This is a genomic window from Alkalihalophilus pseudofirmus, assembly GCF_029094545.1.
GTDB classification, from domain to species: domain Bacteria; phylum Bacillota; class Bacilli; order Bacillales; family Bacillaceae_D; genus Alkalihalophilus; species Alkalihalophilus pseudofirmus.
This window is the reverse complement of record NZ_CP117835.1, coordinates 2,953,111-2,968,951: the sequence shown is the minus strand read 5'-3', so window position 1 is coordinate 2,968,951 and position 15,841 is coordinate 2,953,111. Positions and strand designations below refer to the sequence as shown.

At 39.7% G+C, this 15,841-nt stretch carries 17 protein-coding genes; 15 read left to right on the top strand and 2 right to left on the bottom strand.

Annotated features, from left to right (window positions below; genetic code table 11):
* Positions 1–13: 13 nt before the first annotated feature.
* The 9 genes from PQ478_RS15910 to PQ478_RS15870 all read left to right on the top strand — a co-directional run bounded on the left by PQ478_RS15910 (position 14) and on the right by PQ478_RS15870 (position 8,991).
* Positions 14–1,093, top strand: a complete 1,080-nt coding sequence (locus tag PQ478_RS15910) for a carbamoyl phosphate synthase small subunit (protein ID WP_289234827.1) — start codon at positions 14–16, stop codon at positions 1,091–1,093.
* Positions 1,086–4,232, top strand: coding sequence for a carbamoyl-phosphate synthase (glutamine-hydrolyzing) large subunit (carB, locus tag PQ478_RS15905; protein ID WP_289234826.1), 3,147 nt, complete (start codon positions 1,086–1,088; stop codon positions 4,230–4,232). The genes PQ478_RS15910 and carB overlap by 8 nt, the downstream gene beginning before the upstream one ends.
* 24 nt (positions 4,233–4,256) lie before the next feature.
* Complete coding sequence (gene argF, locus PQ478_RS15900) at positions 4,257–5,213, top strand: ornithine carbamoyltransferase (protein WP_075681133.1); 957 nt, start codon at positions 4,257–4,259, stop codon at positions 5,211–5,213.
* Between the two features lie 64 nt (positions 5,214–5,277).
* Positions 5,278–5,457, top strand: a complete 180-nt coding sequence (locus PQ478_RS15895) for a YjzC family protein (RefSeq protein WP_022628572.1) — start codon at positions 5,278–5,280, stop codon at positions 5,455–5,457.
* A gap of 176 nt (positions 5,458–5,633) precedes the next feature.
* Positions 5,634–6,380 carry an alpha/beta fold hydrolase gene (locus tag PQ478_RS15890; protein WP_075681131.1) on the top strand — a complete coding sequence of 249 codons (747 nt, stop codon included), beginning with the start codon at positions 5,634–5,636 and terminating at the stop codon, positions 6,378–6,380.
* A 29-nt stretch (positions 6,381–6,409) separates the two neighbouring features.
* Positions 6,410–7,156, top strand: a complete 747-nt coding sequence (locus tag PQ478_RS15885; protein WP_289234825.1) for an NAD-dependent epimerase/dehydratase family protein — start codon at positions 6,410–6,412, stop codon at positions 7,154–7,156.
* 5 nt (positions 7,157–7,161) lie between these two features.
* Positions 7,162–7,368 (top strand): hypothetical protein, encoded by a 207-nt coding sequence (locus PQ478_RS15880; protein ID WP_289234824.1) that lies wholly within the window; start codon positions 7,162–7,164, stop codon positions 7,366–7,368.
* A gap of 221 nt (positions 7,369–7,589) precedes the next feature.
* Positions 7,590–8,255, top strand: coding sequence for a cobalamin B12-binding domain-containing protein (locus tag PQ478_RS15875; RefSeq protein WP_012959771.1), 666 nt, complete (start codon positions 7,590–7,592; stop codon positions 8,253–8,255).
* On the top strand, positions 8,242–8,991 hold the full coding sequence (locus PQ478_RS15870; protein WP_289234823.1) for an STAS domain-containing protein: 750 nt from the start codon (positions 8,242–8,244) through the stop codon (positions 8,989–8,991). The genes PQ478_RS15875 and PQ478_RS15870 overlap by 14 nt, the downstream gene beginning before the upstream one ends.
* A gap of 36 nt (positions 8,992–9,027) precedes the next feature.
* Here the strand turns inward: PQ478_RS15870 and PQ478_RS15865 are convergent, their stop codons facing one another.
* Complete coding sequence (locus tag PQ478_RS15865; protein WP_012959769.1) at positions 9,028–10,623, bottom strand: peptide chain release factor 3; 1,596 nt, start codon at positions 10,621–10,623, stop codon at positions 9,028–9,030.
* 375 nt (positions 10,624–10,998) lie between these two features.
* Here PQ478_RS15865 and PQ478_RS15860 point away from each other — a divergent pair, with 375 nt between their 5' ends.
* The 4 genes from PQ478_RS15860 to PQ478_RS15845 all read left to right on the top strand — a co-directional run bounded on the left by PQ478_RS15860 (position 10,999) and on the right by PQ478_RS15845 (position 13,029).
* Positions 10,999–11,955, top strand: a complete 957-nt coding sequence (locus tag PQ478_RS15860; protein WP_289234822.1) for a BMP family ABC transporter substrate-binding protein — start codon at positions 10,999–11,001, stop codon at positions 11,953–11,955.
* Between the two features lie 134 nt (positions 11,956–12,089).
* Complete coding sequence (locus PQ478_RS15855; protein WP_289236994.1) at positions 12,090–12,269, top strand: ComZ family protein; 180 nt, start codon at positions 12,090–12,092, stop codon at positions 12,267–12,269.
* A 73-nt stretch (positions 12,270–12,342) separates the two neighbouring features.
* Complete coding sequence (locus PQ478_RS15850; protein ID WP_289234821.1) at positions 12,343–12,675, top strand: hypothetical protein; 333 nt, start codon at positions 12,343–12,345, stop codon at positions 12,673–12,675.
* Positions 12,676–12,741: 66 nt separating this feature from the next.
* Positions 12,742–13,029 (top strand): hypothetical protein, encoded by a 288-nt coding sequence (locus PQ478_RS15845; RefSeq protein ID WP_012959765.1) that lies wholly within the window; start codon positions 12,742–12,744, stop codon positions 13,027–13,029.
* Between the two features lie 18 nt (positions 13,030–13,047).
* On the opposite strand, the gene PQ478_RS15840 is transcribed toward PQ478_RS15845, so the two are convergent.
* Positions 13,048–13,326, bottom strand: coding sequence for a hypothetical protein (locus tag PQ478_RS15840; RefSeq protein ID WP_012959764.1), 279 nt, complete (start codon positions 13,324–13,326; stop codon positions 13,048–13,050).
* Positions 13,327–13,539: 213 nt separating this feature from the next.
* Between PQ478_RS15840 and PQ478_RS15835 the strand changes: the two genes are divergently transcribed.
* A complete protein-coding gene (locus PQ478_RS15835) occupies positions 13,540–14,475 on the top strand; it encodes a beta-ketoacyl-ACP synthase III (protein WP_012959763.1) in 936 nt (311 codons plus the stop codon).
* Between the two features lie 60 nt (positions 14,476–14,535).
* Positions 14,536–15,771 carry a beta-ketoacyl-ACP synthase II gene (gene fabF, locus PQ478_RS15830; RefSeq protein WP_289234820.1) on the top strand — a complete coding sequence of 412 codons (1,236 nt, stop codon included), beginning with the start codon at positions 14,536–14,538 and terminating at the stop codon, positions 15,769–15,771.
* Positions 15,772–15,841: the final 70 nt, after the last annotated feature.

Here is a 15,841-nt window from a genome sequence, read left to right as displayed (position 1 = left end):
GAGGGATTAGTTGATGAAAGGCTACATTGTACTTGAAACCGGGGAAGTTTTTGAAGGAGAGCTTACAGGAGATCAAAAGCATGTACATGGAGAAATCGTCTTTTTTACAGGGATGACGGGGTATCAGGAAGTGATGACTGATCCGTCATTTAAAGGGCAAATGGTCGTGTTTACGTATCCGTTAATAGGAAATTATGGTGTGAATGCTGTGGATAATGAAAGCAGAAGCTCTCAGGCAGCTGCCCTCATTGTTCACAAGCTTAGTGATGAGGGGTATCACTATGATTCCGAAGATAACCTTACCACAAGCTGCGCCAAAGCAGGAATCCCGCTCTTAACGGGGGTGGACACACGGGCGATTGTAAAACGTATTCGTGAAAAAGGTGATATGAGGGCAAACTTAACAACTGACTTAAAAGAGGTTGATTTCGAATTAATCCCTAATTTAGCTGATCAAGATGTCGTTGCGGACGTATCTGTCACCAAACCAATGCAGCTAGGAAGCGGTGATACCCATATTGTTGTGATGGATTATGGGTATAAAAAATCAATTATTGATCACCTTCTTGATCTTGATTGTAAAGTGACGATTATGCCTTTTCACTCAACGTTTGAAGAGGTGGAAGCACTTAAGCCTGATGGAGTGCTGTTATCTAACGGGCCTGGTAATCCAAAACGTTTAGTCCATTTGCTGCCTTCTATAAAAAAGCTGGCTATGACATTTCCTACCATGGGAATCTGCTTAGGCCATCAGCTGCTTGCGCTGGCATTTGGCGCTGACACAGAGAAGCTGCGTTTTGGTCATCGGGGAGCAAATCAGCCGGTGATTGACTGCATGACAAATAAAGTGTACATGACATCGCAAAATCATAGCTACGTAGTAAAGGAAGATTCCTTAATTCAGACAGGTTTCAGTCCGAAATTCATGAATATAAATGATTCATCAATTGAAGGGTTAATCCATAATGAATGGGCCGTTATGACCCTTCAATTTCATCCAGAAGCTCATCCGGGCCCAAGTGATAGTGCTCATTATTTCAATGATTTTATGCAGATGGTTCATAAGAAAGGGAGAGAGAAGACGTATGCCTAAACAAGAACAGATACAATCTGTGCTCGTTATTGGTTCTGGTCCAATTGTGATCGGCCAGGCAGCAGAGTTTGATTATGCAGGTACACAAGCATGCCTTGCATTAAAAGAAGAAGGAATAAAAGTAATCCTAGTTAATAATAATCCAGCAACAGTTATGACTGATGAAGCGTGTGCAGATGTCGTCTATTTTGAGCCGTTGACGGTTGAAAGTATTAAAAAGATTATACAAAAAGAAAAGCCTGATGGGATTTTAGCCACACTAGGAGGTCAAACGGGGCTAAATTTAGCTTTAGCTCTTCATGATAAAGGGATCTTAGAAGAGTTAGACGTTGAATTACTTGGAACTCCAATTGAATCGATCAAAAAAGGAGAAGACCGAGAAGAGTTTCGTGCATTAATGCATGAATTGAACGAACCAGTCCCAGAAAGTGACATTGTAACGACTGTTGATGGCGCGCTTCAATTCGCCGAAAGCGTAGGCTACCCAATTATTGTAAGACCAGCCTATACCCTTGGGGGCGCAGGAGGCGGAATTGCAGAAAACGAGGCTGAACTTCTGCGCATTATTAAAGGAGGGCTCGCTCTTAGCCCGATTAATCAATGCCTAGTAGAGAAAAGCATTGCTGGCTTTAAAGAAATTGAATATGAAGTCATGCGAGATGAAAATGATACGTGCATTACAATCTGTAATATGGAAAATATCGATCCTGTTGGGATTCACACGGGTGACTCAATGGTAGTGGCACCCTCACAGACCTTAACGGATGTTGAATATCAAATGCTGCGTTCTGTATCTGTGAAAATCATTCGTGCGCTCGGGATTGTCGGAGGATGTAACATTCAATTTGCTCTCGATCCGTATAGTAAAAGATACTACTTAATTGAAGTGAACCCTCGTGTTAGCCGTTCGTCTGCTTTGGCTTCTAAGGCAACCGGTTATCCGATTGCAAGAATGGCAGCGAAGTTAAGCATTGGTTATCAGCTGCATGAACTAATCAACCCAGTAACTGGACATACGTATGCAAGCTTTGAACCTGCTCTAGATTATGTAGTTGTCAAGTTTCCACGCTGGCCGTTTGATAAGCTGACTCAAGCAGAGCGCCAGCTTGGTACGCAGATGAAGGCCACAGGTGAAGTTATGGCAATCGAGAGAAATCTTGAAGCAGGTATTCAAAAAGCTGTTAGGTCGCTTGAAATTAAAGTAGAAGGGCTTAGTTTACCAAGCTTGAAATCTTTGAATGATCAAGAGTTATGGCAAATAGTTAAGAAAGCCGACGATCGCCGCTTTTTTGCGATTATGGATTTACTTAGAAAAGGGATTACAGTCGAAGAAATTCATCATGAAACACAAATTAACCACTTCTTCTTACGGGCTTTTCTCCATCTCGTGGATATAGAAAAAGACATATCAAAACAAACGCTCGAAGCTGTAACAAAGGAGAAGATGCATGTTTATAAAGTGAATGGATTCCAAGATCAGTGGCTCGCAAAACAATGGGGAGTATCTGAGCTTGCTATTCGTCAAAAAAGAAAAGGGTTGGGCGTCACTCCTGCTTATAAAATGGTTGATACATGTGCTGGAGAATTTACGGCTTCTACCTCTTATTATTACTCTAGCTGGAGCGGTGAAGGAGACGTAGAGGTCACACAAGATAAAAAGAAAATCATCATTCTTGGATCTGGACCTATCCGTATTGGTCAAGGGATTGAATTTGATTATTGTTCGGTTCACGGGGCAAAAAGTCTGCATCAATTAGGGTATGAAGCGATTATTATTAACAATAATCCAGAGACTGTCAGCACCGATTATGCCACGGCTGACCGCTTATATTTTGAGCCGCTTACAGTAGAAGATGTGCTCAATATAATTGACATCGAAGAGCCTGAAGGAGTGGTAGTCGGGCTTGGAGGGCAGACCGCGATCTCATTAGTTGAAGGTTTAGAGGAAGCGGGCATTCACATTTATGGGACGAAAACAGAAACGATTGATCAACTTGAAGACAGAGGGAAATTTTATGAGTTTATGAATCAGGTAAATGTCCCTCACATTCCTGGCGTGACGGCAGAGCACAAAGCAGATGCGATTGAGAAAGCAAGCGAGATTGGATACCCTGTTTTAGTTAGACCGTCGTATGTTATTGGCGGTCAGGGCATGATGATTGCTACGTCAAAACAAGAGCTAAAAGAGGTTCTAGACTCAAAACAATATGATCTAACTTACCCGCTGTTAATTGATGCGTATTATCCTGGAGTGGAGCTAGAGGTAGACGTTTTAACAGACGGAAACGATATCTATATTGCAGGCTTATTTGAACAAATCGAAAAAGCAGGAGTGCACTCAGGTGATAGTATAGCTGTCACACCATCTTATTCTGTGTCTGATGAAGTCAAAGAATTAATCTTAACTTACACGAGTAAGATGGCAAAAGGAATGGACCTTAGAGGCATATTTAATGTTCAGTTTGTTTTGTTTGAGGAAAGTCTTTATGTGATCGAGATTAATCCGAGAGCATCAAGAACGGTTCCTATTTTAAGCAAAATCAATGGTGAAAATTTAATTGAATATACAATTCATCTCTTATTAGGTAAATCCTTAGCTGAGGTTACCTCACATAATGGTTATGGAGAGATTCCAGGCTTTTATACAGTAAAAGCACCGGTGTTTTCTTATCAAAAGCTCTCAGGAGTTGACCCTATTCTTGAAGCCGAAATGAAATCGACAGGTGAATTAATCAGCATTAGTTCAGATTTAAATGAGGCATTTAAGAAGACATTTGAAGCATTGGATATGGGAACTTCAGTATCGAACACAGTAAACCGTTCTGTTTTTATTGAGATCGATGAGATGTATAGCAGTGAGCTTGACTGCTACAAGCAACAATTAGCAGCAGAAGGGTTCACGATCGAAGAAGAGGGATTTAGTGAATGGATACAATCTGACGGGGCAGCTCTTCTAATCAGCCTGCCTAAGCCAGGATTTAAAACAGGAATGGATAAACGAATCGAAGCATTGAAGCAGCGTGTAAATGTAATAACAGAATTAACGACGTTAGAAGCGCTTTTAAAAGGAAATAAACCTTGTTGCGATCATTTACTGTCGATTCAAGAATGGAGAATGAGAACGAAGGAATTAGTATAATAATCATGTGAAGGTGTGTTGGATGTGAGCAACCAAACAATAGAGAGCAAGACATCAATCAAAGGAAGAGATTTTCTTACGTTATTGGATTATACTCCAGAAGAAGTCAATCAGTTACTAAAAACAGCTATGCAGCTTAAAACTGAGGCGAAAGAAAAATCGATTCAGCCATTACTTAACGGTAAATCGTTAGGAATGATCTTTGAGAATTCTTCTACAAGAACAAGGGTATCATTTGAAGTAGGAATGACTCAATTAGGGGGGCATGCGTTGTTTTTGAGCCCAAAAGATCTTCAGATTGGCCGTGGTGAACCGATCATGGATACAGCTAAAGTTTTGTCACGCTATGTAGATGCGATCATGATTCGCACAAACTCCCATGAAATGGTCGAAGAACTAGCAGCTCATGCAGATGTTCCGGTAATCAATGCGCTGACTGATGCGTTTCATCCATGCCAGGCGCTTGCAGATCTTTTAACTATTAAAGAGCATAAACCAAATCAAGGGAAAATAAAGATGGCCTATGTTGGAGATGGGAATAATGTGGCCCATTCTCTTTTGGCAGCCGGTGCAAAAGCGGGGATGGATGTAGCTATTGCAACGCCTGAAGGATATGAGGTCAATCAAGACATTTTTAATCAAGCTGTTGAAGCAGCTAAAGAAACTGGAGCCATCTTATCACAGTCCAATGACCCTGCTTATGCTGTTAATGATGCTGATGTGATTTACACAGATGTATGGGCGAGCATGGGGTATGAAGCTGAGCAAGCGGCAAGAATGGAAGTATTTACTCCTTTTCAAGTGAACGAGGCGTTAGCAGCTTATGCAAAACCAGATTATTTATTTCTTCATTGTCTGCCGGCGCACCGCGGTGAAGAAGTGACTAGTGAAGTAATTGATGGCGGGAATTCTGTTATTTATGATCAGGCAGAAAATAGACTGCATGCTCAAAAAGCAATTTTAGCCTCCCTGCTTTCATAAAATATTGTTCTAGGCTCATGATTCTTCTCAATATGGAAATTCTAAACCTAAAGGAGGGATTATGATGGGGCAGAATAGACAATTTGATCACGGTCAAAAAGCACCGAATAACGGGATTTATGTTGAAATTGGTGAAACAGGGAGTATGGTACAGAACCCTAAATCCGTAAAGCTGAAAGCGGGAGACACATTCCCGGAAAATTCAAACCATAACCGCAAATGGACTCAAAAAAGGAAACCATAAGAAAAAGTTACAGAAAGCAGCAAGCATGATGTGAATTCGTGCTTGCTGCTTTTTTTGAAAAAGAATATCCTCATTTGACTCATTCCGTTTTTCCTAACATATGCATAGGGTAATAAGTAATGAACACTTATTTAAAAGTGTTTAGATCATATGATTAGGGAGGGGAGAGGCGAAAAATGTCAGTAGATGAGACATTCTTTAAAATTGAAAATCAGTGGAACCTCCTCTTTTTTCCTCGGCAGCCCAATGGGTTTGCTGTATTTATAATAGGAGATCACCCAAAGAGCGTTGAAGAATCATCAAGTATATGGCACCAACATCCTGAGAGGTTCCTTTTTATACAGGCTTTAATAAAAGAAGGCTATACCATCTTTACTTCCGAGCTATTTGGGAGGCATTGGGGGAGCAAGCGCGCTGTGGATTACAGCGAACAGTTATACCATCTTGTATATAAAAGGGCTTTATTAAATAAGAAAATTCACCTTATTGCAGAGGGAAGCGGAGCCTTAGTCTCACAATCCATTATTAAAAGAAGGCCTGAATTAATAAGGTCTGTATTATATATTAATCCTTGTCTTGATCTTCTTGCTTTTGCTAAACAAGAAGAACATAATAAATTATATTATAAACGATTTATTAGGGAATTTGCACAAGCACATAGTATGGAAGAAGACGCGGCAGCTCTTTCCTTATCTATAGATCAAAATGAATTTAATAGAACAAATCAATATCCGCCTATCCATATTATTCATGATGTCCTGCACAAGCGTTTTCCTTTTGATCAACATAGCAGGCCCTTCACTCTAGAAGCTCAAGATAAAGAAATGCAGGTAACCCTTAGCTTACATGGGGGAGGGAAGACCTTTTCATCTTATATAGACCCTGCTTGTCGATTTTTTAAAAAGCATGAAACCAACTTGTAGCGGGGATAAATCGGATAAGGAGGGGTTGGATGAAAAAAGTATGTGTAACGGGAGCATTAGGGTTTGCTGGTTTTCATCTCTGTAATGAATTATTAGAACAAGGAATTGAAGTCATCGGCATAGATGAACATGATGAGAAGCGTGCGTTAGAACAAGAAGAGATGGAATTAAGAATAGGCAGGAATGCACTTTTTCATCTGTTTAAAACTGCGATAGAGGACCTTGAAAAAGACAAATGGAAGGATATAGATGTTTGTTTTCATATGACTCCCCTTGAAAGCACAGCGCTTGAAGAGGAAAAGAGAATCCTAAATTTATTGATGAATAATCTCTCACATCGATGTACGTTCATCTACCCGATTTATACTGCCATTAACGATCAACCGAAGCTGTTTGATATTGAAGCTGAAATTAAACCATACATGAGGCTGATATCAGCTTATCAAATCGTAGAGCTGCCTAATCTATATGGACCTTGGCATTGCGAAGGGCTTCTAGATGTTGATGAGAGTTCATTGTATATAAAAGACGCCGTAAAAGGATTAGTATTAGCTGCTAAAAGCACTAAAAAAAATGAGGTCATTTATTTGCCAACCTATTATGAACTCAATCAAAAGGCAATTTATCAAACAGAAAATCGATCCTCCGCTGCAATTGAAAAGGCAGAGGAGATCGGATATATGCCTGAGGTGGAGATTGAGGCGGGAGTTGCAAAGTGCAAAGAACATATGAAACAATGGCAAAAACAACTTGATCTTTTAAAAGGAAGTGACTAAAGTAAGTGGCTAAATCGGAATGGAAGAAATCGGAGTGGAGTCGATCGTTAATCGGGATCATCATTTTTGGTGTGGTCACCTTGATGTTTTTTTATATAGGAATGAATGTAATTGGCTTCTCAGATGGAATAAGTGTTATAGGAGGGTTAGTCTTAGGCTTTGCAGCAGAGTTTCTTTACCGAAAATGGACCGCTCATAAGCGAATGTTTTAGAAGACTCTATAGGGGGTCTTTTTTTTATGCAAGTTTGAAAGGTTTGGTAAAAGGGTAATACTTCTTTTTTACCTGAATGTATGACATAATAGGATGAATGGACAAGAAATCTCGTTTTTATAGCAATCTACTAGTCTCAAACATCTAGCAAAGGCCTACCCTTTAAACGATTAGCAGAACGTATTTTTTCTCTAATTTATAGTAAGAGAGGTGAAAGTAGAATGCAAAATGAAGTAAATCTGTTTGTCAAAGCTCTGCTCTCAGGTAATCAAAAAGAGGCTTGGAATATCTCTCAAATGGTATTAAAGCAACAAGGTCATTCCTTGCCGCTTTATAATGGATTAATTACAGAATCAATGAGGGAGATCGGGCGCTTATGGGAAGAAAACGAAATCAACGTAGCGGATGAACACTTAGCTACATCAACCTGTGATTTTGTTCTTTCATTGTATCACTCAAAACGAACAGCTAATTTACGTTATATGAACGAGCAGCCAAAAGCTATGTTTCTTTGTATAGAAGAAGAACAGCATGATATAGGCCTTAAACTTACTTCACATTTATTCGAACAAAAAGGCTGGAAGACACGATTGTATGGAGCAAATTTGCCGCTTGATGCCCTTGTTAGTGCGGCGATTGAATGGAAGCCAGAGGTGATCGGGCTATCTGTTACCATACCTTATCATTTAGTGAACCTAAATAAATTCGTACGTACGTTAGAAGATTTACCGCACCGGCCAACTGTCTTAGTAGGAGGTAGATTAGTAGCAGAATACGACCTAAGAAGTCATTGCTCAGATCAAACTCTACTATTAAAAGATTTGAATGAATTAGACCGATGGCTGGAAAATTATTCAGCTGGAGTGAAAGTGAATGATAAATATTAAACATGTACCAGCTCCGTACATTATTTTTAATCGTGACCTGGTATTGATTGATCAGTCTGATGATGCAAAGGATTTCTTTAAACACTTTCAGGCGGTCGAAGAAATCATCGATCAAGGAAGCTTAAACAAATTTCAAAAGGCCCTTCAAGCTAATGAACGTCAAGATTTTGAATTGGTTATGAATACAAAGCAAGCTCCTATGGCTTTATTTCAATGCTCATTATCTTGGAAGGATGACATGTATCACTTAATATGTGTCCCAAAAGATGAAGACATCAAGCGTTTAGAAGAGTTAGTACAGCAGCACAGTAAACGTCTCGCTTCAACAAACTTTGAGCTGCTTGAGCAAAAAGAGAAACTTGAGGAATCACTCAAAAGAATAAAAATGCTTTCCGCCCCTTTTATACGCATATCAAAAACGACAGGGGTCGTATTATTTTACGGGGAATTTGATCGAACACTCATTGAAATGAATCAAAATGAAATATCTAAGCAAGCATTCAATGGACAATTTGAGCAGATCCTTTTTGATTTTAATGGGATTGGCGACCTAGAGAAAGACGGAGTAGATGCCTTCTATTATCTAATTCAAAGGCTGCAAGTTATGGGGATTCATTCAAGTGTAATCGGCTTATCACCTAAACAGGTATTCCACTTCAATAAACAAGGAACAAAATTAGACGCTACATTTAAAAGCAATCTCCATGATGTGATCTATTCCTATTTAAGCTCATAAAAAAAGATGGCCCTTTGGCCATCTTTTTTCTTTTAATTATGATTGAGACTTATAAAATGAGTTTTCATAGAACTGAATATTAGGGTATTTATCAATCGCTGTTCGCATTTGGAAATCATTATCAAATAGTGCTACAATACGCCCATCACGGTCAGTAACCAGATTACGCTGCATTTTTTTGAATGTATTCATTTCCTCTTCAGGACCATCAACCCACCGTGCAAATGAAAACGGAAGTCGTTCTAATTGAATATCAACATGGTATTCATTTTTGAGACGATGCTCTAATACTTCAAATTGCAGGACTCCAACAACCCCGACAATTTGCTGTTCATTGAAACGGTTATAGGTTTTAAATAATTGGATTGCTCCTTCTTCGGTTAATTGCTGCAACCCTTTCTCAAAAGACTTATGCTTTAATGCTTCTTTGACGGTAATCGCAGAAAAATGTTCAGGCGAGAAATGTGGCATTTCGTCGAATTCGAACTCTTGGCCTTCTACAAGTGTATCACCGATTCTGAAGGTGCCTGGGTCGAACAAACCGATAATATCGCCTGCATGGGCCTCATCCACAATGCTTCTGCTTTGAGCAAGGAACTGAGTTGGCTGAGCTAATTTAAGGTTCTTGCCAAGGCGGACATGCTTAACCTGCATTCCTCGTTCAAATTTACCTGACGTTATACGTAAGAAAGCGACACGGTCACGGTGTGCTGGATTCATATTAGCTTGAATTTTAAAGATGAATCCTGAGAATTTGTTATGGGTTAGAGGATCAATTATTCCTTTTGTGCTTTCTCTTGGCGTCGGCCATGGTGAAAGCTTAAGCATATGCTCAAGGAAGGTCTGTACCCCGAAGCTCGAAATAGCACTTCCAAAGAAGATCGGTGTCAATTCACCTTTTTTAATCAGGTCAAGGTCAAACTCATCACCTGCTACATCAAGTAACTCTAACTCTTCTCTAAATTGAGCGACCAGACCCTCATCACCAATCGCTTCATCTAGTTTAGGATCATCCGGACCGGTAAGCTGAATCACATCAATCTCTTTAGGGTTATCTGGATTATAAAGTTCAAGCTTCTTATTATGACGATCATATACCCCGCTGAACGATTGACCCATACCAATAGGCCAGCCCATAGGATACGAACGAATTCCAAGCAGTTCTTCTAATTCTTCCATAAGTTCAAAAGGATCTCGTCCTTGACGATCTAATTTATTCATAAAAGTAAAGATAGGAATACCGCGCATTTTACACACTTTAAATAGTTTCTTCGTTTGAGCTTCGACCCCTTTGGCCGCATCAATTAACATGGTAGCCGAATCTGCTGCTGTAAGGGTTCTATAAGTGTCTTCACTAAAATCTTCATGCCCGGGAGTATCTAAAATATTGACATGATAGCCATCATATAAAAACTCAAGCACTGAACTTGTTACAGAGATTCCACGTTGTTTTTCAATCTCCATCCAGTCACTCATCGCATGTTTACTATTTTTTCGCCCTTTAACAGTACCGGCCTCACGAATAGCTCCGCCAAATAATAATAATTTCTCAGTTAGTGTCGTCTTACCGGCATCAGGGTGAGAAATGATTGCAAATGTCCGTCTTGATTGAACGGGTTTTAGTTCGGTCATCATGTATTCCTCGTTTCTACAAATCATATCAGAAATCATATGATCAATTATTATCGTCTCATTATACCAGTCTTAGAAACGGGATTCACCCTTGGATTCATCTATTAGTGCAGCTTTTACACACAATGGGTTAAAAAACGAATAATAACTACGCAATATAAGACCTTTGGAGGGTGCAGAAATGATTACATTTAGATTACGTTTTAATTAATTTAACAAGTTATGCAGGGTGTCTAAATAATCATAACGAATAGGTTAGTATGGCCATTAACCCCAAGCACGAATGAAATAGCATTTTTAAAACAACGAGGAAGAAAAAATCTACCAAATGTTTTATACTAGTAGTTGGTGGAAATCAATCAGGAGAGTGCGAGCATGTTCATTCAACGATTAATTGTGAGTTTAGCAGTTGTATTGATGGTAGCAGCTGGTTGTTCAGCTGAGTCAAAGGAAAATGGGCTAAAAGGAGTAGGTTTGTTAATTGAAGATACAATCGATGACCAAGGGTGGAACAGCAAAGGGTATCAGGGTTTATTAACGATTCATTCTACTTTGGATGTTCATGTTGATTTTAGAGAAGAAGTGAATTCTAAAGTTGATGTGATAAATGGAATTAACGATTTTATAGAACAAGATATTAATTTAATTTTTGGTCATGGCCAGATCTATGCTGATTATTTTTCACAACTCAGTGAAGACTATCCAGATGTACACTTTGTCAGTTTTAATGGGGAAGTGACTGGCGAAAATGTGACGAACCTAGAGTTTGACAGCTACGCTATGGGTTTCTTCGCTGGGATGGTAGGGGCGTCAACCTCTCAAAGCAGCCAGATTGGTGCTATTGCTGCGTTTCCATGGCAGCCAGAATTAGAAGGGTACAAAGACGGAGCAAAGTATATTGATTCAGAAGTAGAGGTAAGGATCGAGTATGTAAATGACTGGTCCGATACTGAAACAGCCATCGATTATTTTTATCAATTGAAAGAGAAAAATATTGATGTGTTTTATCCTGCTGGAGATGGTTTTCATGTTGAAGTGATCGAAAAAGTAAAGCAAGAGGGATTGTATGCAATCGGTTATGTTGGGGATCAATCAGATCTAGGAGAAGCGACCGTATTAACGAGTACCATTCAACATGTAGATGAACTATATGAGCTTGTGGCTGCACAATATCAAGCAGGAACATTAGAACCGGGCAATCATACATTTGATTTTACAGAAGGAGTTATCTCTCTAGGAGAATTTAGTTCTCAAGTGCCGCAAGAGGTACAAGACCAAGTGAAAAGTGACTTGAATACATACATCGAAACAGGAGAGCTGCCTAATCAATAAAGGAATCATACCATTTGTAATCTTTAAGTTAGTTGTTCATTTCCTTGCCTAAAACGTGAAGTCATAGTAAATTTAACATGGAATCTTTTTGTACAAGTCTGATAAAGAGGTGACTATAAGTGAATAATCCAGAAATGAATATGAAATTTATGCAAATTGCAATGAATCATTTACCGGAAGGGAAAAAATTTCTAGATGACAAAGGAATCGAATTAAACATGGATGATTTGCAGCCCATGCTTGAACTATTGCTTAATGTCATGTCTGAAGCATACGAGCTTGGTCTAGAAGAAGGTAAATCTGAGAGTAAATAAGAAAATGAATAAAAAAAGAAGAGGCTTACCTGATATTAAGGTTAGCCTCTTTCTATGACAGGAGAGAACCTTAATGACAAAAGAAGAAAAGCTGCAAGCATTTGCTGATAAAATGAAGGAAGGATTTAGGTTATTATCTGAAAAAAGAAATGAAGAAGCAATTGAGACGCTTAAGCCATTTGTTGAATTAACGAAGAAAAGCGGCGGCGAGCATATTAGATTATTTGTTCACTATAGTCTTGCTCAGATTCGTACCGGAGATTTTAATGGCTTCCTAGAAACGTACGAAGCCGTCAAAAAAATGAAACCTAAAACGACGGAAGAAGAGAAATTAAAAGGCCAGCTGGATGGGTTTTTTAATGATCTGATGGAGGAGCTTGGGAAGTCATCAGGACAATCGGAATAAGGACACGCTCAAAATGAGGGGAGAGTCCATAGAATGTAGGGAATCTATGTGAAGGAGTTGGGATGGATGAATTATCAGCCTTACCAGCCATATCATCAAATGGTGCGATCTCATCAAGTGAACCCTCATGATCAAAGGTATTTCCCTTTTATCCCTTTTTTGGGCGGTTTAGCGATTGGCGGTTTATTGTTTAATAATTACGGAAGGCCGCCTGTGTATTACAGTCCTAGTTATGGCCCGAACTTCGGCCCGAGTTACGGCCCGAGCTTTGGCCCAAGTTATGGCCCGAATTTTGGTCCGAGTTATGGTCCTAACTTTGGTACACCTTATAATCAATTTTATTATTATCGATAAAAAGAAGGCAGCAACGAGTTATACGTTGCCGCCTTCTTTTTTATTTGTTGTTTCAGTGGCTGCCTCTTTAACCTCACGATCACTTGTTTTATGTTGCTGGTGTTTAAAAAATGTCTGTAGCACTCCCATCAAAGGAGCTAATTTATCAATGGCTGGTCCAACGGTTTGGACTAATGTGATAATCTGCTCTAATTGGGTCGGTTTAGCCTCTTCTTTAGCCGGCTCAGGCGGCGGTGTACCAAACATTAGTTGAGAAAACACATCAACCTGCCGTTCATCTTTTTTATGCTTACTCATGTGAAAATCCTCCTTACTCTCCAGCTTCTCTATCCCTTACTAGTTTATGGGCATCGTCCCTTTAATGTGTGTGGACAAATGCCCTTTTCACATGAATAGGAACTTCTTAATTTTTGTAGACAGACTTATTTTAATAAGATAAAATTAGTATCAGGTACTAATAATAACTCGTAAATTATGTAGCGGTTTTTATAAAGGGGGAATCAGCATATGGTGAAAGCTGGGATTTATGGAATGGGAAGCTACATTGGTGAACAGGTAGTGACCAACGCAGATCTTGAAAAGAAAGTAGATACTTCTGATGAGTGGATTAAAACTCGTACAGGAATTGAAGAGCGCCGCTTTGCACCAGACCATGTAGACAGCTCTGATATGGCATTTCAAGCAGCTGAAAAGGCGTTAGCACATGCAGATATTTCAGCCGAAGATCTTGACTTGATTCTTGTCGCTACAGTGACTCCAGATATGCCATTTCCGACTGTTTCTTCGCTCATTCAAGAGCGTCTTGGGGCAAGTAAGGCTGCAGCAATGGATATCAGTGCAGCTTGTGCTGGATTTATTTACGGCTTGGCAACAGGACAACAATTTATTGAAACAGGAGCTTATAAGCATGTTCTAGTCGTTGGTGTCGAGAAATTATCAAAAATCACTAATTTTGATGATCGTAATACGGCTGTATTATTTGGTGACGGGGCAGGTGCTGCAGTGCTAGGGCCTGTATCTGAAGGTAAAGGTCTCCTAGCTTTTGAGCTAGGTGCAGACGGTGCTGGTGCGATGCATATTAATCAAAAAGGTGATTTTTTAGAAATGAATGGCCGGGAAGTATTTAAATTTGCTGTTAGACAAATGGGTGAGTCTTCTCTTTCTGTACTGAAAAAGGCAGGTTTAACAAAAGAAGATGTAGATTTTCTCGTTCCTCATCAAGCAAATATCCGGATTATGGAAGCTGCACGTGAACGCCTTGAATTACCAGCAGAAAAGATGTCTAAAACGGTTCATAAGTATGGTAATACATCGTCTGCCTCTATTCCGATGGCTATGGTGGATGAAATAAATAGTGGTAAAATCAAAGATGGAGATACCCTTGTTCTTGTAGGTTTTGGAGCGGGATTAGTATGGGGATCGGTTGCCCTTCGCTGGGGACGTTAATACTATTCTTAACTTGAGATCACAATGATGAAAATTGTAGTTGAAAAGGAGAGTATTGTAATGGAGAAAAAACGTGTCGTAGTAACGGGTGTTGGAGCAGTCACACCACTAGGTTTAAATGTGGATACAACTTGGGAGAAAGCGATTAACGGGGAGTCTGGAATTGGCCTTTTAACGAGAGTGAATGCTGAAGAATTTCCGATGAAAGTTGCAGCAGAAGTAAAGGATTTTGATCCAAGTGAATTTATGGATAAAAAAGAAGCTAGAAAAATGGATCGTTTTACTCAATTTGCTGTAGCAGCTTCTTTAATGGCTCTAAAAGATGCCAACCTTGAGATTACAGAAGAGATTGCTAATCGTGCAGGAGTGTGGATTGGATCGGGAATTGGAGGTATGGAAACCTTTGAACAGCAATTCCGTACATTCCTTGATAAAGGTCACAGGAGAGTAAGCCCGTTTTTTGTCCCAATGTTAATCCCTGATATGGCTTCTGGCCAAGTTTCCATTATCACTGGAGCAAAGGGAATTAATTCATGTTCTGTTACAGCATGTGCCTCCGGGACAAATTCTATTGGAGATGCCTTTAAAGTAATCCAGCGTGGTGATGCCGATGTGATGATTACAGGCGGAGCAGAAGCCCCAATTACGAATATGTCTGTCGCTGGTTTCTGTGCAGCAAAAGCTGTAACAACAACCGACAGCCCAGAAAACGCATCGCGTCCATTTGATGCAGACCGAGATGGTTTTGTTATGGGAGAAGGAGCAGGCATTCTTATTTTAGAAAGTCTAGAATCAGCCGAGAAGCGCGGTGCAACCATTTATGCAGAAATTGTCGGCTACGGTGCAACAGGGGATGCTCACCATGTGACAGCTCCGGCTCCTGAGGGAGAAGGCGGTGCCCGTGCTATGAAGCAGGCAATTGAAGATGCAGGCTTACAACCTAGTGATATTGATTACATGAATGCGCATGGTACAAGTACACCATATAATGATAAATTTGAAACAATGGCTGTGAAAACAGTATTTGGAGAGCATGCTGAAAAACTAGCAATAAGCTCAACAAAATCAATGACTGGTCACCTTTTAGGAGCAGCAGGAGCAATTGAATCTGTGTTCTCGGTAAAAGCGATCAAAGACGGAATCATCCCGCCTACAATCAATTACCATACACCAGATCCAGATTGTGATCTGGATTATGTGCCAAATGAAGCAAGACGACAAGAAGTACGAGCTGTTTTGAATAATTCTCTTGGATTTGGCGGACATAACGCAACGCTCGTATTTAAACAGTTTTAATTAAACGTTAATAATGCAGTAAATAAAAATAGCTCATTGACAATATGTTGTCAATGAGCTTTTATTGTAT